The sequence below is a fragment of the Terriglobus roseus genome, assembly GCF_900105625.1.
GTDB lineage: Bacteria > Acidobacteriota > Terriglobia > Terriglobales > Acidobacteriaceae > Terriglobus > Terriglobus roseus_B.
The window spans coordinates 3,266,042-3,290,832 of sequence record NZ_FNSD01000001.1 but is presented as its reverse complement, the minus strand read 5'-3'; the positions used below and the strand labels follow the sequence as shown (position 1 = coordinate 3,290,832).

Genomic DNA, 24,791 nt, shown 5'->3' with positions numbered 1-24,791 from the left:
GGTACTCGGCCGTGAGAATAAGGCATCCGATGTCGCCATCTATATCCCCGATCAGTTCGCGCGCGTTACCGCTACGCGCGGCGGCAAACCTTGCTTAAGCAGCGAGAACAGACCATTCTTTTTGGGATTGGCCTTGATTCGGCTGGAACTACCCACGATCGAATCTGCCCATTTCACCACGGCTTGCGCCATGGCGGATTTCGCACTGGGAGAGATCGGCTCGCCAAGGTTGTGGGAACGAACCAGCTCCGCATAACAGTCCGGTAGTTGAATCGCAACCGGCATCTTCACTGCCTTCTCGATCTGGTCAATGTGGATGGCATGCTGTGCATCGGAGCGATTCAGCACAACCTTGATCTTCTCGGAAAACGAATCGATTGGAGCCAGCCTGTCGATGTAACGAGAGAGGTCACGCACCGCACCAATCTCAGGGCTGGCTATGACGTACAGGTGCGACGACGCTTCGAGTACCGCAACGGACGTCTCATCGACCGGGGGGCCGCCGTCAACGACGACGTAGTCATACTCGCTCCGAAGAAATGCCAGTGTACGTGCGACGGCGTCCCCGTTGACGGAAGCGCCCGAGCCGCTGATATCGGTCGAGGAAAGAATGTCAAGACCGCTGCTGTGATGACCGACGAACCCACTCAACAGTTCGCTATCCAGACGGTTGAAGTTACGTACCACTTCGCTGAAAAGGCATCGGCTTCCATCTATCCCCAGATAGACGCAGACGTGGCCCAGCTCACGGCGTTGATCGATCAACAGCGTGCGCTTGCCATGGCATTGCACGAGGAACATGGCGAGATGCACTGCGAGTGTCGTGGTACCCACGCCACCCTTGGTTCCAAATAGCGACAGGATGGATCCCTGGGGTGCCGGCTCGACGGTTTCGGTATTTATCCATCGCGTCTCAAGGCGGTCAAATAGCTCCCGCAATTCCGTCGATTTCAAATCGGAAAGGAATTCACTGCAGCCGGCTCGCATTGCTGCCAGCATGATTTCCGGATTGAGCGATGCGGCTACCGCTACCACCGTCACATGTCCCGCAAAGGTCTGCGAGAGATAACGCGCAGCCTCCGATGCCTGTTCGACGGACTGATCGAAATTCACCAACGCCACATACTGATTGGAAGGCTTCAGGCCCAGAGCAAAGGCGGGCCGTCTCGCTCCGGAGATGTAATGCTTGTGACGCGAGTTCGCCGCGTTCCAGTGCTTCTGGTGAACGGCCTCTTCCACCAGATCTGCCCCGCCCGACTCCAGGGCCACGGTGAGCACCACGACGGAGAGCCCATCCTCGTTGTAAGTTGCGTTGTTCAACGAATGATCTCCTGTCATAAATGCTCCTAATTTTTCGGCTTGATCTTTGGCATTGCCTGATCGAATTCTTTTTCATCCAGCGTCGGAACCGGAGAGGTTGGTTCCACCCAGGTCGGAGCAGCCGACATAGGATCCACTATCTCTGGGGTAACGAGGACGAGAATCTCTGTCGTGGATCGCTTGATGTCTTTCGACTTGAACAGTGCTCCCAGCACTGGAACGCTTGCGATGCCGGGTGTCTTGCCGAGTTGGTCCGTGGTCCGCTTATCCAGCAGGCCGGAGATGGCGAAGCTTTGACCGCTGCGAAGGATTACCTGCGTTTCTGCACGCCGTGTGGAGATGGCCGGAATGGTGTAACCGCTGATCTGCACCGCGTTGGTGTAATCCAGCGCACTGACCTCCGGCGCTACCTTCAATTGAATGGTGCCATCCGGATTCACAAGCGGCAGAAACTCCAGCTTCACGCCGTAAGGACGGAACTGGATCGTGATGGAAGTAAGTCCGCCCGCCCCACCCTGCACGACGGGGAATGGAAATTCACCACCAGCGAGGAAGTTAGCCTTTTCTCCGCTCAGTGTGGTGATCGTGGGTTCAGCAAGAATCTGCAGAAGCTGTCGCGACGCCAGGTCCTGTAACGTAGCGCCCACATTGAGTTGCGAGCTGTAGAGCAGGAAGTTCAACGGATTCGTGACAGAGACGCTTTTGTTGCCAGCCGTGGAATTTACACCGCCACCACTGCTACTGCTGGAAGATCCGCTTGTAGATGCGTTGAGCGTGGATGGAAACTGCGTCGTGGTGGTCTGGCCCAGTATGTTGCCGCCCGCGTTGAAGAAATTAAAGGCAAACTGATCCAGCTTGGAACGGTCGACCTCAATGATGCGCACCTTCAACTTCACCTGCTTGATCGCGGATGAATTCACGACCAGGGTATTGGAGACATCCTTCGAATACAGTCCTGCCATCTTGTAAGCCGCGTCATAGACAGCCGCTGTGGTGACACTGCCGGAGAGAACAACGCGCCCCTCTTCAGACTGCACATGGATGTCTTCGGTGGGCATGGCGCCTTGAATGGACTTACGCAGCGTTTCCGTGTCGATGTCGGACGAGAAGAGGTACGTCTGCGATCCACCCGCCTCATCCCAGAGCGCGACAGAACTGATGCCGGGCTGCTTGGACGTCAACAAAACCTCATTGGGGTTCGCCGTATACGCATACAGGACTGCGGGATTGGTGACATATACCTTCGCGAGCCGGTGCGCCGTCCGCAGCGATATGGATCGACCGACCGTAATGTGCTGCATGTCACCAGAGAAGCTGGTGCTGGTAAAGGCCGTGTCGTTCGCGGCAGCAGATGGGGCGGGCGCGGACGTAACAGCGGCAACAGCGATCGGTTGCTGGGCGGCACTGATCGGAGTGGCGCAAAGACCCATTGGCATTGCCGCAGACAGACAGAGGGAGAGCAAATTTGTGCGCATCAGAAGTTCTCCATGGTCTGCTTGTCGCCGCGGACGACTTCTACGCGATAAGGCTTGGGCCCCTGGGGCACAGCAGCTACGGTTTTCACCGGGGCGGCCTTTACCACTGGAGTTACACGAACCGCTGCACCCAGCGAAGAGAGCTGTGTCGGCGGATCATCATGTAACTCATGATCGGCTCCATTGCGGAGTACGAAGTGGACTGTACCCTGCGCACTTGCAAGCACAACCTTCTCTGCATCGGCGGGTGTGACCAGCAGCGTAACCACGTCCACGGTGCTCGCCTTGCCATCGGGGTCGGGCTGCATCTTCTGACCGGCAGTAAGGATCTGCGCGTCCTGCAAGACGGTCGACGTTACGGGATCGGGAGAAGCAGGGGTGTGAAAGGTTACGAGCACGTCGACTCGTGTGCCGGGAAGCAGGTAGCCTGCAACGCCTACAACCTGGTCGGACTTCAGAGAGAGTGCCCGCATACCCTGAGGGATCCGCGTGGACAGGCCCGTGCCTGCGCCGATCGCAGAGACCTGGCGGTCAAGCACCGGTTCCCCTCCCGCAACGGGATACATCACCGTGCGGCCGACAACATCTTCCGTCTTAAGAAAAGCGCCTTTCAACGGCTGACCGACGGGCCAGTTCACCATGGTCAGGTTGGACGCTTCCAGTATCTGGCCTGCCTCAAGATTCTTCGCGGTCGCTACGTAACGCAACTGCGCCGCGGCAGGGGCTGACTTAGAAAACCGGCGGCTAAGCAAATAAGTGAAAATTCCGGAGACAAGGATAGCAACGCACAGGGCAAGGATAAGTCGACGAGCGATCATAAGTTAGCCACGCCCCGCTGCAACCAGAAGACATCCCGCAGCAATGGCAACGCCATAAGGCAGACGCAGGGATGACTTGTTGCGGACGTGGTGCGTGTCGTGCGGCGTAAGTCCCTCGTGCGCATGGTGCGCAGCGAGTGTGCCGACATTGAAGAGGGTCTCTTTCAGGCGATGATGCCGTAACGCGAAGGCGAGGGCCAGGACACCGCCGGCAAGCGATGTAAGTACCAATAGATAGGGCATGCTTGCGAAGCCATAAAGCGTCGCCACGGCGGCCATCAGCTTGACGTCGCCGCCTCCCATACCGCCTGCGCTATAGAAGATAAAAAAGATGGCGCCCGCAACGAAACCCGCAAGGAGCGCAGAGAACAGGCCGTGCCAGCCGTCGTAGACAAGATGCAGGACAAGGCCCGCAGTAAGGCCGGCCAGCACAAGAAGATTTGGGATTCTACGCGTCGCCACATCCCAAACTGCTGCGGTGAGGGCGACGATATTAGCGGCGGCGGCGTACGTAAGATCTTTTTCTATGCTGATCATGTCACCGTCCAGAGATTCAAGTGCCGCAGTTCATCGAATAAGGAAAGCCAGTGCGGAGCGGGTACCGAAACCCGCCCCGCGCCTGTCTCTAGGTGGCGGGGCCGAGGGCAGTGACGACGCGTCCGAAGACAGCGGTGATCGCACCCGAAACGCTGGTCAGTGTAGTAACAGCCACCAAACCAATAAGAGACGCGATCAGCGCGTACTCGATCAGGTCCTGTCCGGATTCATCAGAGATAAGGTTCTTTACGTTCAGGGTCAGATTCTTCATTGGTTTTCCTTAATGGGGAGGGTTTTGTGTAGCATTAACTACTCGGCGGAAGCAGATGTTTTATTTCTGCACGCCCTTCTATTGGGGTGAGACTATCACCGTGGATTAGCGCAAAAAGTATGTGCATGACATAAATACAGCTTTGGATATCCACGGTGATATCACTCTTTGCACATATCGGTTGTGCAGCGCAAAACCCAATACAACCTCTAGGGCGATTAGGTTACAAACTACTTGCAGGTGTTCTGTCAGAGCACTCTTGAATGCGCTGACGAATCAGGTTCGCTCTGCGCAGGAAAGGAATTCCCGCATGGATTGGAACCATCTTTCCTTTGAGAGCTATAGCGTTGCGCGTGTCATCGCGCTCTTGGTCGTGCCGACGCTTACGGCGCATACGATCCTTGAACTTGCCAGGCAGGTTCAGCGCTGCTCCGGTACGCGGCTTGCCCTGTGGCTGGGCTGTGGCTCACTCGCCGTAGCGCTGGGCGTGTCCTGCACGATGGAGCTTGCAGCGCAAGGCATCGGCGGGTCACTGCCGGCGGCGCTACCAGACCATATCGTGCAGGCAATCTTCGCCTGTGCAGGCTGTGTCTGGTCCCTGTTCGCACTGAGCCGCCGTCGCCTGCCGACGGGTTGGGTCATCGCCAGCAGCCTGGCCCTTGCCTTTGGACTTACTGCCGTGGGCGACGTGACGCTGCTGCGGATGCGGGCCGACCCAACCGTCTATGAGACATCCGCCCTGTCGTTTCTTGTGGCAACTGCTGCGGCCTATCTATTCCTGAAGATTGGCGCACTCGCAAAATTACAAGAGTCTGCATGGAACCTTCGAACCTTATGGGCCGCGCCCGTCATGGGACTGCTGATGAGCGGCAGCCTTGTCTTCACCTTTCAGGTGGATCGAGCGATGGGCCTTGCGGGCGCGGAAGATTATCTTGCCGCCGGTATTCCGCTGACTGCGTTATGCCTGGGAACGATCAGCGTGCTGGTGATTGCCCTGGCCGCCACCAGCGTAAGCAGGCAGACGTTCCTGCTCACAAAGGAATTGCAGGTCAGCCTGGATCAGCAGCGCATGCGGGATGCCCTCCTGGACCAGCGTGTCACCCGGCTGCAGAATGAAGCGCTGCTGCAGGAGATGCAGGAACGTCAGAGCGCCGAAGGAAGATTGCTGTTTGCTGCGTTTCACGATCCGCTGACCGGTCTTGAAAATCGCACCTCAGTCTCCATGAAGCTGGCCGACATGCTGCAGTCCAAGCAGAACAAGAAATCGCGGCCGTGGGTCATCCTGCTGAACCTGGATGGTTTGAAGAGCGTGAACGATCTTGTGGGCCGTGCCACCGGAGATCTTGTCCTGCTGGAAGTATCGAAGCGGCTACGACGGTTCGCCATGGAAATGGACGTCCTCGCGCGTGTGGGCGGCGGCGAGTTTCTGCTGGTGCTGAAGCATCTGCCAACCCCGGAGCAGGCGCGCCGCAAGGCACACCTGATGCTGTCCAGCGTCGAAGAGCAGATCTCGGTCGGCAGCGCGGTCGTGAACTTGTCCGCGAGCCTCGGGCTTTGCGAGGTGAACAACAACCAGAGCAGCGCGGATGAGATCTTCCGCGACGTCGACACCGCCATGCAGGTTGCGAAACGCAGCGGTGGAGGACAATGCATCTTCTTTGCCCCTAGCATGCGCGACGACCTGCTGGAAGCGCAGCAAAGAAAGATGGAGCTCAAGGCTGCGGTAGAGCACGAGCAGTTCGTTCTGTACTACCAGCCCTTCGTCGACATGCGCGACCGCAGCATCTATGGCGTGGAAGCGCTCATTCGCTGGAACCATCCAACGCGTGGACTGGTCGCACCGGGAAGCTTCATTCCACTTGCAGAGGAGACCGGTCAGATCCTGGCCATCGGCCTTTGGACGCTGCAGCAGTCCTGCCGCGACTTTGCTTCCCTGCAGGAGAACTCCTCCAGAGACCTGCTGATGTCCGTGAATGTGTCGCCACGGCAGCTCTTCGAAACACCCTTTCTGAAGATTCTGCAGGATGTACTCGATGAGACATCCATGCCACCCTCTCAGCTTCAACTTGAGATTACGGAGAGCATCTTTATCAGGGATGCAACGTCCATCGGGTCGCTACTACATGACATTCGTGCGCTGGGTGTGAAGGTGGCCTTCGATGATTTTGGCACGGGCTACTGTTCCCTGAGCTATCTCACCCGCTATCCCATCGACACCCTGAAGGTGGATCAATCGTTTGTGCGGGCGATGAACCAGAGCGAGGGTGGGACAAACCTTGTGCTGTTCATCGTCGCGCTGGCGCACGAGTTCCGGATGTCCGTTACGGCCGAGGGCGTTGAAGAGGTCGAGCAGGAAGCTGCGTTGCTGAAGCAGGGATGCATGCATGCGCAGGGCTATCTTTACAGCAGGCCTGTACCCATGGATATGATGATCGGTCTGCTGAGGAATGGACTGACGATCTCCAAGTCCACGCGGATGTTGCCGCCAGTTGTCAATAAGCGCTTGCAGATGCACGGCGCTGCAGCTCTCGCGCCCCCCATGATCTTCCCCACTCCAAAAGAGCGGTAGAAGCCAGTCGATCACGAACGGTGCCGAGTGAATCAGGCACCGTGGCACCCTTCCACGCTTCACGCAAGTTGTGCGAGGCCCGCCGCTGGCCGTCTTACCTCTGCTACTGGCATCCGGTCGGGATGGACCGTCCGGCCTTGTCCAGAGGCCTCTAAACGCCTGCGATGGCCCTCCCTTCCGACCTCCACTATCCCCTTTGTGATCCTCGCCGCCTGGTCTGCACTGCAGGTTCCTTCAGGCGCAAAAAAACACCGCATCCATGGCAGGAATGCGGTGTGGGAAATGGAATCTCCTCAGGCCGGCCTCGCAGTGACAGAGGCCGGCCGCCATGGGGAGGGTTAACTTATTTCGGCATGAAGGCAGCTCGGCGATTGAGCTGGAAGCAGGCTTCGTCTTCCGCGGTGCAGACCTGCTTTTCCTTGCCGTAACTGATGGTTTCAATGCGATCCGGACTGACACCATTCAGGATCAGCGCCTCGCGTGCGGCGGTGGCGCGCTTGTCGCCCAGAGCCAGGTTGTAGTCAGCACTTCCCCGCTCGTCCGAGTAGCCACCAACCAGCACCATGACCGACGGGTGCAACTTGAGATATGCCGCAGCCTCCTGCACCGCCTGCTGCGCATCGGGACGCAACGCGTAGCTGTCATAGTCGAACAAAGCATCCTTGATGTGCTCGTGGAAGGTCGCCTCACTGATGGGCGCGTTATCCACGACCGGGGCAGGCGGCGGTGGTGCTGCCGGGGCCGGGGCTGGTGCGGACGGCGGCGGCGTTGGCGGCTTCAGGGCCTGCATGTCCATGTCATGCATAGCCTTGTTTGCATCGCGGCGCTGGTTGCCGGGATCCGGCGTCCAGGTTTTGTTGCGCAAGTGGAAGACCAGGCCCGCACCCACGACCAGGTGACTCTGTGAGTTATTGGCAGCGTTTGGGAATCCGGTGTGAAGGTAGTCCACTTCCACCACCCGGATCGCAAGCCGATGAGTGAGGTCATAATCGAATCCACCGCCAACCTTGTACGCAAAGCTGGTGGCAGAGGTGCTGTAGGTGGTGGTTGTCGGAAAGTATGAGTCGCTGCCATGCGCGGCACCGAACAGGCCGTGCGCAAAGGTCTCAATGCGGCGGCCGTGCAGAACAACTTCGGGGCCGCCCATGTAGGTCAGCAGCGTCAGGTTCTGACCCAGCGGACCAATGGTGTTGGCATGCGCGCCGCCAACATCGGCAACGCCACGGAGCCAGTAACGAATGGTGACACCTGCCTGGAGATCTCCACCATTCAGGCTGAAGCAGTCACAGCCGGCCGGGGGAGCATTGGCGCGGATGTAGTTGTACTGAGCCGCCAGGGTAAAGCGCGGGACGCTCGGTGTGGGGTCATAGGCTCCCACTTGCGCGTTCGCAAGTGGGAGTCCGGAGAGAGCCATCAGCAGTGAAGCAGTGATCAGACGCATGCCTTATACCTTTCCCTTGCCGGGTGTTGCCCGGTCGTGCCGTTTAGGAACCCTAGTACAGCAGGGCGATGTAGGGTGAAGTACCCACTGCATCTGTTTGCAGAAGGACGAACCTGCCGGGAGAGATGGCGTAGACCGTGCCGTAATTCCCGAGCGTGTAGCGTCCTGCAACCCCGTCCGTCAGGGTGTAGGTATCCGCTCCTGTGACGCCGAGGGAAAGGACGTTGAGGGAACCAACGCCTATGTTCTCGTCCAGGGTGGAGATGGTGTGTCCTGCTCCGTCGGCAGTCAATTCGCCGGAGCTGCTGATGGTTGCGATCGTGCTGGCCGGAACCTGGTTATAGAGGAACTTTCCGTTCAGCGTTGCCGTGGTGAAGGGAGCACCCACCTGCGCCTCAATGTTGCCGACGCCTGCATAGCTGCTCTCAAGGAAGTAACCGGTGTTAGGCGAAACCAGGTAGACGATGCGTGGTGCCGGCGCCACTGCCTGGACTCCCAGCAGACCAAGGATTGAGGTCAGGAGTGAGCTCGGTGCTGGGTAGTTCAGCACCACGCGACCGTTCGAAGTCACCGCGCAATTGCTGTTGCCGAGCGATTGGTAGGTACCCAGCAGGCCTCCGATAAGGGGAGCCCCGCCGCCGACCGCTCCGACGATGGAGTTGACCAGGCCGGTGGTGCCGCCCGTGTCCACGTTGGTGGTTGTGCAGGTTCCGTTGCCGTTACCCGTTCCGCGGAAGATCGTTGCGGACGAGAGGCTGGCAACGCTCTGCAGTGTGGCGCCCACCAGTCCAGGGTTGACCGGGGAGTTTTCATAGCCGACGAAGGGTGCATTCATCGACGCATTGTTATAGGTAGCCTGCGTCTGCAGCTGCGCCGTACCAGCCTGCAGGACGAAGGAGGAGTGCTTGTCCGTCGACACAACGAACAGGTGGCTGGAATCGACCACATAGACCGCGTAGTCGGTTGGGAAGGCCACACCCGCCAGGCCGGAGGTGGTCATGCTGAGTTGTAAGCGTCCATTTGCATCGGCCGCACCGAAGCTGCCTGCAAGTGTGGACTGTGGGTAGTTGGTTGCAGCCAGGTTGGCGTCGCCCGTTCCCGAGATGGTGCCAGCGGTCGCCGTGAACTGTCCGACCGAAGCAGCAGGTCCCGCAACCAGGCCCAAAGTGCAGGTCGGGAAGCAGGGTGCATCACCCTGGAGACCGAAGACATAGCTACCGGTCAGGCCCGCGGCAAACTTCGTCGCGTCCTGCAGCATGATGGTTCCGGAGCCCTTGCTTGAAGCAAGCAGGTTGGTGTCAGCCAACGTCATGCTGGCGGTTGAGGAGATCGTCACCGGCGAAACCGGCGCGCGGAGTGCAATGGCATAGGTGGTGTTGGACTGCACAGTACCGTCTGCGTTGAGCGTGCTGAGGGTGAGCGATCCGCGAAGGTCTGTACCGATGGTGTAGGTGCCGACGAACTCGTTGGTCGCGATGGTATTGCCGGTAGCTGTGGACGTCTGGTGATTGCTGTCCATCTCACCGGCGCTGATGACGCCCGTTCCGTCCGCGGTGAAGCTTGCTGCCGTGGCCGTACGGTAGGCGAGGATGCCGAGCAGGACGTCGTCATTGCCTGTGAAGAGATACGCGTACGGTCCCTTCAGCTTGGCGTCGTCCGGTGTGGTTGGGTAGACCACCAGCAACACCAGCGGCAGGCTCGCCGTCTGCGGCGTGCCCTCCGAGTCGGTTGCGGTGACAGTAAAGCTGCTGGCGCCAGGTGCAGTCGGTGTTCCGCTGACCGTGCCGTTCGTAGCGAGTGTCAGACCGGCAGGCAGAGCGCCTGCGGTGACCGCGTAGGTGTAAGGACCAACGCCGCCCGCTGCCTGCAGTGTCTGCGTGTAAGCCACACCGACCGTTGCGTTGGGCAGGGATCCAGTCAGCGTCAGCGCAGGGATTGCCTGCACGGTGATGGTGACCGGTGCGGTGGTGACGTTTGCGGGGCTAGCCGAATCCGTTGCGGTTACGTTGACCGGCGTGACAGCCACGACCGTAGGCGTTCCGGTAACGGAGCAGTTTGCATTGAGTGTCAGACCGGCCGGCATGGTTCCTGCCGGGGCTGCGCAGGTGTAGGGACCGGTGCCGCCCGTGACACCAATGGTGCCGGTGTACGGAACGGTGACCGTCGCCGTGGCAGGAGACGTCAGCGTGAGTGTGGTCGTGGCCGCGTTGACCGTGATGGTGGTGGTGCCAGTCTTCGTTGCAGGCGGCTGGCTCGAATCGGTCACGGTGACCGAGATGGGTGTGGAGCCAGTCGTGGTGGGTGTGCCGGTGATGGAGCAGTTTGCATTCACCGTCAGGCCGGGTACCGTGCCACTGACGACCTGGCAGGTATACGGTCCGGTTCCACCCGTGACCGGGATGGTGCCGGTGTAGGGCACGTTCACGGTTGCAGGAGGCGGTGAGCTGATCACGAGTGTGGGAGGCGCGGCAACGATCGTGATGCTCGCCGGGCCAGACGTTGTGAGAGCCGGATTGCTGCTGTCTGACACGTTAATGGTGGGGGTGCTGGTGCCAGCCGTGGTCGGTGTTCCGGTCACGGTGCAACCTGCTCCCAGCGCCAGACCAGCTGGCAGTGTGCCACCGCCCAGCGTGCAGGTGTAAGGCGAGGTGCCGCCACTGACCGGCAGCGTTGCCGTGTACACCGTGCCAACCGTTCCGTTCGGCAGAGCGCCAGTACCAAGCACCAGGGGTGCGGGGCTGATGGTGATGCTGATCGTCGGGGTGATGGTCTGCGTCGGGTTACCCGAGTCGTGGATGGTGATGACCGGCGTGCTGGTGCCAGGCGTCGTGGGAGTACCGGTGACCGTGCAGCCTGCGCCGAGTGTCAGACCGGTGGGCAGTGTGCCCGAGGTCAGCGTGCAGGTGTAGGGACCGGTGCCGCCCGTGACGGGGATCGGCTGCGTGTAGACGACACCTACCGTGCCACCCGGTAACGATCCGGTGCCAACCGTCAGCGCCGCAGGATTGATCGTGATGCTGATCGTCGGCGTGATGGTCTGCTGCGTGGTCGAGGAGTCGTGAATGGTGATGGTCGGCGTGCTGGTACCGGCCGTAGTCGGAGTGCCGGTCACAGCGCAGTTTGCACCAAGCGTCAGGCCCGCGGGCAGTGTGCCGCCGGTCAGTGTGCAGGCATAGGGTGCGGTTCCACCCGTTACCGGGATAGTTGCGTTGTAGAGCGTGCCAACCGTACCAGCAGGCAGCGTTCCGTTGCTGACTGCGAGAGCGCTCGGATTGATGGTGATGCTGAGAGCCGACGTGATGGTCTGCTGCGGGTTCGAGGAGTCGTGGATTGTCAGTGTCGGCGAGAAGGTTCCCGCCGCACTCGGTGTTCCGGTCACGGTGCAGTTCGCGTTCACCGTCAGGCCAGGAGGCATGGCCCCCGAAGCGAGAGCGCAGGTGTAAGGCGAGGTGCCACCAACGATCGGAATCAACTGGCTGTAGACGATGCCTACCGTGCCGTCCGGCAGCGTACCGTTCGTCACCCGGAAGTTGCTGGGGTCGATCGTGATGCTGATGGTCGGCGTGATCGTCTGAGCTGGATTCGCCGAGTCGTGAATGGTGATCGTGGGTGTGCTGGTGCCGGCCGTCGTCGGGGTGCCGGTGACGGTGCAACCAGCTCCCAGTGTCAGACCTGCCGGCAGTGCGCCGCCGGTCAGTGTGCAAGTGTAAGGCGCTGTGCCACCCGTGATCGGGAGCGGAGCGCTGTAGACCGTGCCAACCATCCCGTTCGGCAGCGTGCCGGTGGTCAGTGTCATGGTCGCGGGAGCGATTGTGATGCTGACGGTCGGCGTGATCGTCTGAGCTGGATTCTCAGAGTCGTGAATGGTGATCGTTGGCGTGCTGGTGCCGGCCGTCGTTGGCGTACCAGTGACGGTGCAACCAGTGCCAAGTGTCAGGCCTGCGGGCAAGGTGCCACTGGTCACCGTGCAGGTATACGGCGCCGTGCCACCCGTGATCGGAAGCGAAGCGCTATAGACCGTGCCAACCGTGCCGTTCGGCAGTGTGCCGCTGGTCAGGCTCAAGGTCGCAGGAGCGATCGTGATGCTGATGGTCGGCGTGATCGTCTGCTGCGTGCTGGACGAGTCCTTGATGGTGATGGTCGGTGTGCTGACGCCCGACGTCGTTGGGGTGCCAGTGACGGTGCAACCTGCTCCCAGCGTTAGGCCCGCGGGCAGGGTGCCGCTGGTCAGTGTGCAGGTATAAGGCGACGTGCCACCCGTGACGGGAATGGGTGCGCTGTAGACCGTGCCAACCGTGCCATTCGGCAGCGTGCCGTTGCTGATGACCAGGGTACTGGGGTTGATGGTGACGCTGATCGCCGGTGTGATCGTCTGAGGTGGATTCTCAGAGTCGTGGATGGTGATGGTCGGCGTGCTGGTGCCGGCAGTCGTCGGCGTTCCCGTCACGGTGCAACCAGCTCCAAGCGTCAGACCCGCGGGTAGTGTGCCGCTTGCCAGTGTGCAGGTGTAAGGTCCGGTCCCACCCGTGACCGGAATGGTCGCGGTGTAGACCGTGCCGACGGTGCCGCTCGGCAGCGTGCCGCTGGTGACGCTCATCGCAGAGGGAGCGATCGTAATGCTGATCGATGGAGTGATCGTCTGCTGCGGGTTGGAGGCGTCCTTGATGGTGATGGTCGCCGTGCTGGTGCCAGCCGTTGTCGGTGTGCCGGTGACGGTGCAACCAGCTCCGAGCGTCAGGCCTGCAGGCAACGTGCCGCTGGTGAGCGTGCAGGTGTAGGGGGACGTTCCCCCCGTGACCGGGATGGTCGCCGTGTAGACCGTGCCAACCGTGCCGGCCGGCAGCGTTCCACTGGTGATGCCCAGGGTGCTGGCGCCGATGGTGATGCTGACATTCCCCGTGGTGCTCAGCGCCGGGTTGGAGGAGTCCGTCACATGGACGCCGAGTGCGCTGGTTCCCGTGACCGTTGGCGTACCCGTCACCGCACAGCCTGCGCCGAGCGAGAGCCCCGCTGGCAACGTTCCGCTGACGATGGTGCAGGTGTAAGGACCGGTGCCGCCACTGACTCCAATGACGGAGCTGTAGGGCACATTGATGGTGCCGTTTGGCAGCGTTCCTGTGGTGATGGTGAGGGTGCCTGTGGGTACCGCTGCAGTGATCACGATGCCGAAGGAGGAACCAGCCTTATTGCCAGCAGCGTCGGTAGCCGTTGCCACGAAGCTGGAGGTGCCTGCAGTCGTGGGCGTTCCGGAGATCACGCCCGTGGAGGACAAAGTCAGCCCTGCCGGGAGCGCGCCCGACGTAATCCCCCACGTATAAGGCGATGTGCCGCCGCTGGCCAGCAGCGCGTAGCTATACGCGGTGCCGACGACGCCCGCAGGAGGAGTGCCGGTGACGCTCAGCGTTGCGCCGGCGGTGCCAATGGTGATCTGCCGCAACGACGTTACGGTCGCTACGACGTCGCTGTGATCCACAGCCTGGATGGTGAAGTTGGAGGTGCCCGCAGCAGTCGGCGTGCCCGTGATCTTTCCCGTCGAGGGATCGAATGTGAGGCCGGCCGGCAGCGTGCCGCCAACCAGGCTCATCGTGACTGTGGGCGTGCCACCCGTGGTGCCAAGTGTCGCGCTATAAGCGGCGCCAACAACGCCGGACGGCGTCGTGCCCGTGATCGCCAGCGCCGGGTTGACCGTGATGACAACAACCTTTGTGCTCTGCGTTCCGGATACGGTCGCGCTCAGTGTCACCGTCATCTGCGTCGTGACCGTCGCGGGTGCCGTGTAGACCGTGCTGGATGCGCTGTCGCTCGCCGACAACGTACCGCATGTAGCGCCGCTGCAGGCTGGCCCTGTCAACGTCCATGTCAGCGGCAGATTCCCCGGGTTTGCCGCAGCAATGCTGAAGGACTGGCCTGCGTCGATCGTTGCCGTGCTCTTCGACAGGCTGGTGATGCCCGTGCCTGCGTAGCCTCCGCCGCCGCAACCCGCTAGGAATCCCATGAAGCTGGAGAGCAGAAGCAGCAACAGGACAGACAGGACCTGTCTTGTCTGCCTGGTCGTCCAGAGCGTGCGGCTGCGCACTGCGGAGGGAACAAACGTCAGCGAGGGATGATTCACTCGCATGTTCAGCGCAGCGTCAGCGGCGGATAAAGACCGAGGTATTTCCATGGCGGCTCCTAAGCAAAAGGCAGGTCAAATAGCTGGCACAAATGGATGTGCTTACGTGTCTCTATTTGCTTGTATGCCGGATGCAGAGCGCTTTCCCGCCCGGGAAAACATAAAGCCGAGTTTGGATATCACGCTTGATATCAGGGTCTTCAAACAGGCAAGGGATCGCCGTCATGATCCTTCTCAGGCGCTCGCGGAAGCAGCGATCTAGCACTCCAGGACGGATCGCGTCACGAGAGCGGCGACAATTGGCGAATCAGGAGTTTGCGGAGAGCAAAAGGTTGCCCCTAAAACAAAGAAAAGCAAATTCCCGAATTGGGAATAGGTCTTTTATTGAAATGCAAGGGGTTAGCTACGCACACTTTCACAAGACGGAAAACTATATTCGTTTTGCGCGCCTACCACTTTAGCGGTGTTGCTCCTGGTCGGCATGCGTGGCAACCTCCCCATATGTCACCTACCTGACTGAGACGGTTATCCGACTCAGCCTGGTACGGGGCTATTGCATGTAGGGATATGTAGGGCATTTGTACTACGTCGACCTCAGCGAGTGAGGCGAAGTGTCGTCAGTCGAATGGGCGGTTCAGCCACCCATCGATTCCAAGCGGTCAATCACTTTTCTTCATAGGTCAGCCAGTAGAGCGCTCGCATCCAAATGGGGCAGCCGAGGAAACATGGAACAGAAACGCGCCTTATCTTTCCCACTCCGTCTTTGCCCGTCCATTCGACTGCAGGCAACAGAGATTGCAGGCCAGGAAGGGATCTCGCTCAACCATTTCATCAGCCTCGCCGTTGCCGAGAAACTCAGCCGCCTCGAACACGACAGCTGGATTCGGCAGAACGACGCGAAAGCTCCATCGCCCACCGCAATCCGCGCCAGTGCGCCTTCGGCGCAGCTTCGAAGACGCTAGGATTCCTTAGCAGCGAAAGAGCCTCCAACACCCTGAGGGTTCTCCCTGTGCCAAATGCAACGTATGAGTGCCTGCCGAAAGACAGGTCCTATGGAAAACCAAAAAGGCGAAAACTGCCTCATACTTTGAATCCTTGTGCAGGCAAAAAGCACCTATTGCCGCACGTTCAGAGGCAGATCACTCTTTTGAAAAATCATTTACTAAGCATCTTTCCCGTACATGGGGATGAAATCTATGTGCGCATGAGCTGCATTGCCTTAACCGAGGTTAATTTCCACTCGGCTGAACCGTTTACCTGTGATTCTCCCGACGCGTTGCGGACCTGCTTGCTTACCTGCTTCACAGAGAATGAAGTCGACGATGTCCTCAAGCTTATCGACGGTGGAGAGACTGTTCACCGGCAACTGACTGATGCCGACGCACGCGCGCTCGGTTTTCTACCTAACATCCATTAACTCCCCGGCCGCTCCTGCCGTACGCTGTTGTTCACTTATCGCCGTACGCTGCACCGCGGTCTTCCCAGGATTAAATGACCGCTTCCTTGCAATTACCCGAGATTCTGTACTCGAAAATCGTGGAGGTGGCCAAGGCTCAGAGTTTGTCCGTCGACGAGTTTATGATTCTCGCCGCGGCTGAGAAATTGGCGTCACTGCAGCACCATGAATGGCTAACAGGCAAAGCAGAGCCTGGGCCCCAAAACCCCTGCGGCGCTGCCTGAACGGCAGCGCCATTCGTTTTAGGTTTTGCTACACATGCGCGGCCGGCGAACCCCGGCGCTCCCCTCCATCAAAGCATGCTAGAAGGCAGCGAAGGCACTCCCAGGTGCTGGCTCCACCGTAACGACTGCCAAGGTCAATGTCTCGCGCGAAGCATTCGCGCTGAGCTGCGATTTGGGACTCGATCCAATTCATGAGTTGATCCGCAAGCTTTCGCACTTTCCGGTCAGCCCTGCGCGCTCGATGAATACATTCGTGGTAGCCAGAGATAAGATCGAACCGCCGACGCGAGGGCCTTCCCATGGCCGCGGGCATGCCACGGAGCTACGCTCAAGGAGCGCGGCTCGGACTCTTTAGATGTTGAAGGAGTGGTGGCCAGAGACGGGATCGAACCGCCGACGCGAGGGCCTTCCCATGGCCGCGGGCATGCCACGGAGCTATGCTCGAGGAGCGCGGCTCGGACTCTTTCGATGTTGAAGGAGTGGTGGCCAGAGACGGGATCGAACCGCCGACGCGAGGGCCTTCCCATGGCCGCGGGCATGCCACGGAGCTACGCTCAAGGAGCGCGGCTCGGACTCTTTAGATGTTGAAGGAGTGGTGGCCAGAGACGGGATCGAACCGCCGACGCCGGCCTTTTCAGGGCCGCGCTCTACCACTGAGCTATCTGGCCGTGGGATGTATCACTTCTGCTTTGGGGGCTGAAGCCCGGGGTCCCTTGGTGCCGCCGGTGATTCCAAATCCTCTGCTTGCTGCGGCGGCTGGAACGACTTCCTGAGTATACCAACGCATGGCCGGTGCGCCAAATCGGAGTCCGTTATTCCTTTGGCCGATGACCTTTCCCTGCAGCGCGCAGTGCTCCGTCAGATATGCTTAGGCATCGTTCCCACACTGCGCAAAGAGCCCGTCCTTGGCGGCTTGCCGGCGCTTCATGAGGTTAGATCCGAATGGTTTCGTGGAAGAAAGTCTTCCGTGTTGCGCTACTGGGCGCGACGGCTACTGCCTCGATGGGTGCATCCGCACAGGCTGCCGCTGGCAGCAGTGAAGCGCGGATGGCTGCAAAGATTGAGAGACTTCGATCGAACCCCGCTGCGCTGCGCGCACTGCTGGTCAGCATGCCCAAGGGCGGCGACTTGCATGTACACCTGTCAGGTGCCGTCTATGCGGAGACCTTTTTGCAGAACGCCGCGGCAGACAATCTTTGCGTGGACCCGATCAAGGGCGTGCTACTGCCCAACCGCGGCCTTACGAAGAGCCTGCCGCCACAGCCCGTATGCGTTGAGGGCACGCAGCCTGCTGCAACCGCCTTCCGCGACCAGGGGCTTTACGACAGGCTGGTCGACAGCTTCAGCATGCGCTCCTTCGTCCCAAGTGCGGGCTGGAGCGGCCACGATCAGTTCTTCGCGACCTTTGCCCGTTTCGGCGGCATTGCGAAGAGCCACCAGGGTGAGTGGGTGGATGAAGTCGCCACCCGTGCTGCCTCGCAGAACGAGCAGTATCTCGAACTGATGAACACGCCGGACTTTGGCATGGCGATACGCCTTGCAGCGCAGCAGCACTGGGATGGCGATCCTGCAAAGATGCGCGATGCGCTGCTCGCCGGTGGGCTGCGGGACAACATCGCTACAGATCGCGCAGAGATTGACGCTCTCGAAGCGACACGCAACGCGCGTGAGCACTGCGGCACGCCGGAAGCAAAGCCTGCATGCAGGGTGCAGGTGCGCTACATCTACCAGATCCTGCGATCCGCTCCGCCGGAGCGCGTTTTTGCGCAGACGCTGCTTGGCTACGAGGTCGCAAGCGTCGACCCGCGCGTGGTTGGCATCAACTTCGTGCAACCGGAGGACGCCTTCCTGGCGATGTCGCAGTACGACAACCAGATGACGATGCTGCAGTATCTGCATGCGACCTACCCCAAGGTGCACCTGTCGCTGCACGCCGGCGAGCTTGGTCCGGGGATGGTGCCGCCGGATGGTCTCCGGTTTCACATCCACGATGCGGTCGAGAAGGCCGGCGCCGAGCGCATTGGACATGGCGTTGACGTCATGTTCGAGGACGGCGCGGACGCGCTGCTGAAAGACATGGCCGCGAAGCACGTAATGGTTGAGATCAACCTGACTTCGAACGATGTGATCCTGGGCGTGAGAGGCAAGGATCATTCGCTACAGAGCTACATCGGTGCAGGCGTGCCGTTTGCACTTTCGACAGATGATGAAGGCGTGTCGCGCATCGATCTAACCCACGAGTATGTGCGAGCCGTGATGGAACAGGGCCTGACGTACGCTCAGCTGAAGTCTTCCGCACGAGCTTCGTTGGAACACTCGTTCCTTCCCGGCGACAGCCTGTGGGCAGCGCGCGACAAATTCGCTGCGATGCGGCACGAGTGCATCACCAGCAAGGGCGATGCGCCCTCCGCCGCATGCGCGGATTTCCTGAAGACAAGTGACAAGGCACAACAGCAGTGGGAACTGGAAAAGCGCTTCCGCGCATTTGAGTCGACTGCGGTGGCTACTACGAAGGAGACACGATGAGAACGGCACTTGCAGTTCTAGGGCAGACCTTGCTGCTGTTTGTAGCGGCGCTTGGCGGTTTCATGTTGGGCGCTGCAGTACCGGCGCTGCGGATCTCGCGCGTGACGGCGCACACGGAGCTGTACACCCGCACCTATGACTTCGACTGGCTGATTGCTGTTGTGCTCGTATACGCAGCACTGCTGGGCTACGGCGCGCTGCGCAAGCGCATGAAGACATGTGCCATCTCTGCCACCATCGCCCTGGCAATTACGATCCTGGTGGTTGTGGTGTTCACGCAGATCGGCGTGAAGGAGACCTACACGTCCTTCTAGTGCTTGCGGAAGTCCTCAAGCCAGTCCAGCGGCGTCACAAAGTGAAGCCCTTTGCGCCGTAGCAGCGTGCGAGTCACCGTGATGGTATCGACACGCGACGCAGGTTCGATGCCGTCAAGGTGTGAGGCGTCGTGCAGCAGGATATTGGAGGCAACACCGCGCTTCCCATTCGCACGCATTCCCTTGTCGATCCGCGCCAGGATCGCGTCCGATCCAATCGGATCCCAATCGTGCGCGGTCACATTCCACATCACCGGTGTCAGTCCCAACGATTGTGCAATTCGCAGAACGCCGGGGCGTCGCGCGCCATACGGAGGACGGAAGAGCACCGGCGTGATGCCAAGCGTGTCCTCGATCGTCTTCTGGCAGGTCGCCAACTCTCCGCGCACACGCGCATCGTACTTCTTGCGAAGGTTGGGATGCATCGCCGTGTGATTGCCGATGACGTGTCCGCCCGCAACGACTCGGCGGGCCAGATCCGGATGCTTGCGCACATGTTCGCCGATGAGGAAGAACGTCGCATGTACATGATGGTCTGCCAGCAGGTCAAGCAGTGCCGGCGTGTTGCGCGGGCTGGGGCCGTCGTCATAGGTCAGCGCGACGCGATGGAGGCCATCAGCACCGTCGCGACCAGCGATCAGTGTTCTGCCGAAGATCTGTGACGTCGGCCAGTTCGCCGCATAGGCATAGCCGCCGGCCAGCAGCCCCAAAGCAGCAGCACCCGCGCCAACATCGAGCAACGCATTCATCGGCCTAGTCTACCGGCTGTGCACGACGCGACAGGACTTCTCGCACGCCATAGACCGCAAGGCCACTCAGGAGCACGAATGCCACGGGCCGCAGTTCCACCAGCAGGCGTGGGCGTGACAGCAGGATGTAGACGAAGCCGCACATCGCCAGCAGCGTGGGCAGCGGGTAAAGCGGCATGCGGAAGCGGCCGCGTTGCCTCCGCTCCGCACGGTGCTTCGGCATCATCACGGCAACGCCCTGCAGCAGGAACTGAAAGACGATGCGAACCACCACCAGCGATGCGATCACCTCCTGCAAACGAAAGAGGCAGCACACCAGCGTGACACCGCACAGCGTCAACAGAGCAACTGTGGGCACGCGATGCTTCGGGTGCAGACGCGCGAAGATCGCAGGAAAGTTACCATCCTCTGCCGCCGCATACGGGATGCGCGAATAGCCCAGCAGCAACGCGAAAACCGATGCAAGCGATGCCACGGCAATTAACACCACGGCACCGCTGGCAGCCGTGTGTGACCAGGCATGCGAGGCGAAGGCCGTCTGCGTGAAGATGGCGATGGTGTACTGCCGTGCGCCCGCGTCCTCATGGATCAAAGACTGCCAGGGCAGCACGCCCAGCACAGCCGTATTCATCAACAGGTACAGCGTTCCCACGATGGCGATGGAGCCAAGCACCGCCCGCGGAATCGTCCTCGCGGGGTCGCGCACCTCTGCCCCCAGGAAGCAGACGTTGTAGTAGCCCCAGTAGTCATAGGCCGAGATCAACAGGCCGCCACCGAGTCCAAGAAAGAAAGCATGACCCAGGTGAAATGCTCCCGGCGGAAACGATAGTGCGAGCTTTGGGGAAAAGTGCGTGAATCCGATGACGATGACAGCCACAAGCGTCAGCAGCACCACGATGCCCAGTGCCTTCGTCGCTTCACTCACCTTGCGCACCGGCTGAAATAGCAGGGCGGTGCACGCGACGCAGGCGGCGATCGCAATGAGTGTCTGCACGGTATGCGTCGCGCCCGGCAGAAACCAGCTGGCATACTGCGCGAATCCAATGCAGCCCGAAGCGATGGAGAGTGGCGCAGAAAACAATAGTTGCCACGCATACAGGAACGAGAACGCACGGCCCCATCGCGGCGAAAAACTGTGCTTCAGGTACGCATACGACCCGCCGGCTTCGGGATGCGCTGTGCCGAGTTCACTCCATGTGCAGCCATCCGCCATGGACAGCAATGCACCCAGCAACCAGCCCAGCATGGCCTGTGGGCCTCCCATGACGCCAACGATCAGCGGTAACGTAATGAACGGTCCGACGCCGACCATGTCGATCACATTCGCGCCCAGCGCTCCGGCGGTGCCCATGCCGCGCTGCAGACCGCTTGTGTGGGACCTGGGCTGTACTGGGATCATTCGGCGATGGTATCGCGTCAGGGCCTTAGGCTGTTGTCTTTCCGCGTCATTTCCGTTGGCGACGTAGACTCCGGGACACCCATACCGTCCAATCAGCTATGCGATTCTGCAGTCCTTCCTCCGCCTTGAGCGTGCTGCTGTGTGCCGCCGCAACCCTGCCCCATGCGCTCGCCCAATCGGCAACGCAGGCTGACCCCGCTTCGCAGACCACCACGCTAAAGGTCGATGCACGGCTGGTGGTTGTACCCGTCACCGTGCGCGACAACAAGGACCACTTCATCCGCACGCTGGCAAAGGATGACTTCACGCTGACCGTCGACGGCAAGCCGCAGTCCATCCGCTACTTCGACCGCGAAGATGACCTGCCGCTGACGGTGGGCCTCCTGGTCGACGTCAGTGGCAGCCAGCGTACGGTCCTGGATTCGGAGCGCACGGCATCGTCAGCGTTTCTCGACGGCATGCTGACACCCGGCCGCGACCGCGCCTTCGTGGTGCAGTTTGGCAAGTCGGCCGACCTGCTGGCGGACGTGACGCCGTCCCTGCCCAGGCTGCAGGCAGGCCTGCAGAAGATCGAGGCCGACACGGACAGCCGGCCCAGCTTCCGTAACGGCGATCCAAACGACAGCGGAAATAGCAACGATCCGAATGACACCGGCAGTGGCAACAATGGTGGGTACGGCGGCAGGCGGGGTGGCCGCGGAGGGCAAGGTGGCGGCTCCAGCCGCGGTGGTGGCACCGTCCTGTACGACGCAGTCTATCTCTCCTCGAACGAGGTGCTGAAGAAGGCGCCCACCGCACCGGCCGAGAGCAAAGCGGTCGCAGGCAGCGACGCTTCGGCCAAATCGACTGTCACGAGCGGCCCTTCACGCAAAGCGATCATCCTGCTGACGGACGGCGACGATCGCGGCAGCAAGGAGTCCCTGACCGACGCCATCGAGGCTGCGCAGCGTACGGATGCGACGATCTACGCAATCTATTACAAGGGTGAAGAAGACCACGGCGGCGGTGGTGGCGGATTCCCTGGCCACATCCCCGGCATGGGTGGTGGCGGACGTGGCGGCGGTGGCTTCCCCGGCGGCGGTGGACGCACCGGTGGCGGTGGCGGCGGCGAACGTAGAGTCGACGGCAAGAAAATTCTGGAGCGGATGGCCGACGAGACCGGTGGTCGTGTCTACGAGGTATCCAAAAAGCTGCCGCTGACCGAGATCTACCGGCAGATCGCCGAAGAGCTACGCAGCCAATACCGCCTGGGCTTCTCGCCCGGCAACAACGAGCCGGGATATCACAAGCTCATTGTCGACACGCCCAAACAGAAGAAGGTCATCCTGCAGGCACGCGACGGCTACTACACCGGCGGCGAAATGAGGTAGCTCCGTCTACCAACGAAACCGGGCGCCCCATTCATGACGGCACCATCGTCATGAGTGGGTTCGCAAAACGCTCGTCAGCACCCTGCGCATCAAGCCCATTCCTGCGCAAACAACACACAGGAATAGAGGCACCCGCTTGCGGTCCTCCGGCCTTAGAGATCGATCCCGGCAGGCCCCTGCTCCAGCACTTCATTGATCTGCAGCAACGGCTGAATGTCCGTTGCATTCCGAACGTCACCAGTCACATCGGCACCATGCGCTTCCATGTCAGCAGCGAGCGCTTCCGCGGACGGAAACTCAAGCAACGTAAGGACCTCATAAGCAGGTGCGCTGCCGTCAGGAGCAGACACGCCACGCATCACCGTAGACTTCGTCATACTACTGAAACGCGCGCTCGCCAGCGGCATGTGCTTGTTCAGGTAGTACTCGTAGTCGAAACGAGCGCCGGCAGTCTTCGGATACAGCACGGAGAGAACGATCATGCGGAGAGTATAGGGGCGCGCTCTTCGGCTGCGCTACGCCTCTCCCGACCAAGCCTACCCGCTCAGGCCGAGTGTCTGGATCTCCTCCGTCAACTCATCCAGAAAAACATCCGCGGAAGCGGGATGTGAAGGCAGACCACGCAACCAGTGCATCAACGCATGCACTCCGGTGATTCCGCCAACGGCTTCCAGAACACGTAGCGCATGATGGCCGGTCCAGCGTTCCAGTGTCACCATCAGCAGCAGCAACACGGGCACACCGAAAATGTAGACCGCGAGTGTCATCGGCAGACTGGTCCGGCCCGGCAGCGGCGGACGCGTGAATGGCACATGCGCCTCCAGGTAGAAGAAGAGGTCCGTCAACAGCACAGCGCACAGCAAACCGTAGACCCCCTGCAGCGCCAGGTCCACACCACGCCAGCCGCAGCCTGCGAGTGTCAGCACGACCAGCGCGATCAGGGCACAGCAGCCGCTGAACACAAACAGCTTCGCCGTGGTAATCACACGCCGCGTCTCAAGTCCCGCGAGCCGAAAGACCCACCGCGCGCCCATATCTGCCTGGAGCGAAAACGCCGTTCGCAGACCCGCCACCAGCCAGAACAACAGCAATGGCATCACCGCTTGCGCACCTGTTTCGATCAGGCCGACGTGCAGGCTACCGCCACGCACTTCCACCTTCACAGCAGCGGTCAGGCTAAGCGCTATGCCCGTGCCCGCATACGCCGCCAGGCCTACGTGATAGCGACTCAGCCGGGCCAGCGTCTGCCGCATGAAGTGAAAGACGGCGCGTCCGTCCGCCGTGCGCAACACAGTCCGATGCACCACGCCGGCCCATACGGCTCCATCGCGCAACGTCGCGCTGCGCGTCCCCTCCAGCGCCATGCGCTGCCTTCGTACCCACGCCGTGGGATACAAAGCGACCGCGCACGCAAGCAGGATGGGAAGGTACAGGAATGCCTGGCGCGCCAGCAGATGCGCGTACGGTGTCGCTGCCGCGCCTCCCACGCAGACCTCATACGCAGCAAGGAACCACAACGGCGGAAACCAGCGCGTCACATTCCCTTGACTTGAGAACAACACGGGCAAACCTTCCGTCACAACACCCATGCGCAGGAACAGCACCAGAAACAACGCCACCAGCACTGTCTGGACGGTGGGAGCGACGTAGCGAAACAGGCGCTCCGGGACAAGAGCGATCACCAGCGACTCCAGTGCCAGCACCGCCAGCGCCGAGGCCGCGCCCGCTCCAAAGACCGCCACAGCATGGGCAGCCATCGCAGTCAGCAGCCGACGGCCGGTAAGCGCCGGCATCAGCAGCGTCCCGAAGATGTTTGCGGAGAACAGGAACAGAAGCAGCAGCGCGGCAACGGCGCGCAGCTTAGCCGCAAAGATCATGCGGCCGCGCAATGGCAGCGGCAGCAGCACAAGGAAGTCGATGCGTTCCGGAAACAGTCGCTCCCACTGCAGCGTCGTGACACACCCCATGGCGCAGAACGCGTACAGCACGAACAGGTAGTGGATACCGGCTGCCGACCACGAGGAGAGCTTGCCCGCCAGCGTCACAATCCAGAACGCCGCCATCAGCATCGGCGCAGCCACACCGGCGAGCGCACGGACCAGAGATGTCTCCGCCGACCCGGCATCGCCACCCTGAAAGAACTGCCGCAAAAAATGGGCCGTCAGCGCCCTCCGGGGCGACAGATGCCTTGGCTGCAACAGTCCGCGCGC

Annotated in this window: 16 protein-coding genes and 1 tRNA gene; 5 read left to right on the top strand and 12 right to left on the bottom strand. The window is 60.8% G+C overall.

Annotated elements, in window-relative coordinates; genetic code table 11:
- Positions 1–51: 51 nt before the first annotated feature.
- The 5 genes from BLW03_RS13560 to BLW03_RS13540 form a co-directional block, all read right to left on the bottom strand.
- On the bottom strand, positions 52–1,320 hold the full coding sequence (locus tag BLW03_RS13560) for a CpaE/TadZ family protein (RefSeq protein ID WP_170835037.1): 1,269 nt from the start codon (positions 1,318–1,320) through the stop codon (positions 52–54).
- A gap of 26 nt (positions 1,321–1,346) precedes the next feature.
- Positions 1,347–2,795 carry a type II and III secretion system protein family protein gene (locus BLW03_RS13555; RefSeq protein ID WP_074654559.1) on the bottom strand — a complete coding sequence of 483 codons (1,449 nt, stop codon included), beginning with the start codon at positions 2,793–2,795 and terminating at the stop codon, positions 1,347–1,349.
- A complete protein-coding gene (gene cpaB / locus BLW03_RS13550; RefSeq protein ID WP_074654558.1) occupies positions 2,795–3,613 on the bottom strand; it encodes a Flp pilus assembly protein CpaB in 819 nt (272 codons plus the stop codon). Before cpaB ends, BLW03_RS13555 begins: the two co-directional genes overlap by 1 nt.
- Before the next feature lie 3 nt (positions 3,614–3,616).
- On the bottom strand, positions 3,617–4,150 hold the full coding sequence (locus tag BLW03_RS13545) for an A24 family peptidase (RefSeq protein ID WP_074654557.1): 534 nt from the start codon (positions 4,148–4,150) through the stop codon (positions 3,617–3,619).
- Between the two features lie 88 nt (positions 4,151–4,238).
- On the bottom strand, positions 4,239–4,421 hold the full coding sequence (locus BLW03_RS13540) for a Flp family type IVb pilin (RefSeq protein ID WP_083350531.1): 183 nt from the start codon (positions 4,419–4,421) through the stop codon (positions 4,239–4,241).
- A gap of 310 nt (positions 4,422–4,731) precedes the next feature.
- Between BLW03_RS13540 and BLW03_RS13535 the strand changes: the two genes are divergently transcribed.
- On the top strand, positions 4,732–6,990 hold the full coding sequence (locus BLW03_RS13535) for a putative bifunctional diguanylate cyclase/phosphodiesterase (RefSeq protein WP_139285203.1): 2,259 nt from the start codon (positions 4,732–4,734) through the stop codon (positions 6,988–6,990).
- Between the two features lie 343 nt (positions 6,991–7,333).
- Here BLW03_RS13535 and BLW03_RS20465 read toward each other — a convergent pair whose 3' ends face one another.
- Positions 7,334–8,431: an OmpA family protein gene (locus BLW03_RS20465; protein ID WP_074654555.1), complete on the bottom strand. Its 1,098-nt coding sequence runs from the start codon at positions 8,429–8,431 to the stop codon at positions 7,334–7,336.
- Between the two features lie 52 nt (positions 8,432–8,483).
- Positions 8,484–14,594, bottom strand: coding sequence for a beta strand repeat-containing protein (locus BLW03_RS13525; RefSeq protein ID WP_083350530.1), 6,111 nt, complete (start codon positions 14,592–14,594; stop codon positions 8,484–8,486).
- Here BLW03_RS13525 and BLW03_RS20880 point away from each other — a divergent pair.
- Complete coding sequence (locus BLW03_RS20880) at positions 14,593–14,805, top strand: hypothetical protein (RefSeq protein ID WP_212733198.1); 213 nt, start codon at positions 14,593–14,595, stop codon at positions 14,803–14,805. The genes BLW03_RS13525 and BLW03_RS20880 overlap by 2 nt on opposite strands.
- 2,011 nt (positions 14,806–16,816) lie before the next feature.
- On the opposite strand, the gene BLW03_RS13500 is transcribed toward BLW03_RS20880, so the two are convergent.
- Positions 16,817–16,891, bottom strand: a tRNA-Phe gene (locus BLW03_RS13500).
- 274 nt (positions 16,892–17,165) lie between these two features.
- Here BLW03_RS13500 and BLW03_RS13495 point away from each other — a divergent pair.
- Positions 17,166–18,749, top strand: coding sequence for an adenosine deaminase family protein (locus tag BLW03_RS13495; protein ID WP_083350529.1), 1,584 nt, complete (start codon positions 17,166–17,168; stop codon positions 18,747–18,749).
- Positions 18,746–19,063, top strand: a complete 318-nt coding sequence (locus BLW03_RS13490; RefSeq protein WP_074654549.1) for a hypothetical protein — start codon at positions 18,746–18,748, stop codon at positions 19,061–19,063. The genes BLW03_RS13495 and BLW03_RS13490 overlap by 4 nt, the downstream gene beginning before the upstream one ends.
- Here BLW03_RS13490 and BLW03_RS13485 read toward each other — a convergent pair.
- Positions 19,060–19,812, bottom strand: coding sequence for a polysaccharide deacetylase family protein (locus tag BLW03_RS13485; protein ID WP_074654548.1), 753 nt, complete (start codon positions 19,810–19,812; stop codon positions 19,060–19,062). The two genes, BLW03_RS13490 and BLW03_RS13485, sit on opposite strands and share 4 nt — an antisense overlap.
- A 4-nt stretch (positions 19,813–19,816) precedes the next feature.
- Positions 19,817–21,211 carry an APC family permease gene (locus BLW03_RS13480; RefSeq protein ID WP_244502086.1) on the bottom strand — a complete coding sequence of 465 codons (1,395 nt, stop codon included), beginning with the start codon at positions 21,209–21,211 and terminating at the stop codon, positions 19,817–19,819.
- A gap of 98 nt (positions 21,212–21,309) precedes the next feature.
- Here BLW03_RS13480 and BLW03_RS13475 point away from each other — a divergent pair, with 98 nt between their 5' ends.
- Positions 21,310–22,581, top strand: coding sequence for a VWA domain-containing protein (locus BLW03_RS13475; protein ID WP_074654546.1), 1,272 nt, complete (start codon positions 21,310–21,312; stop codon positions 22,579–22,581).
- 152 nt (positions 22,582–22,733) lie between these two features.
- Here BLW03_RS13475 and BLW03_RS13470 read toward each other — a convergent pair whose 3' ends face one another.
- Positions 22,734–23,063, bottom strand: coding sequence for an EthD family reductase (locus tag BLW03_RS13470; protein WP_074654545.1), 330 nt, complete (start codon positions 23,061–23,063; stop codon positions 22,734–22,736).
- Between the two features lie 54 nt (positions 23,064–23,117).
- Positions 23,118–24,731 carry an LTA synthase family protein gene (locus BLW03_RS13465; protein WP_074654544.1) on the bottom strand — a complete coding sequence of 538 codons (1,614 nt, stop codon included), beginning with the start codon at positions 24,729–24,731 and terminating at the stop codon, positions 23,118–23,120.
- Positions 24,732–24,791 lie beyond the last annotated feature (60 nt).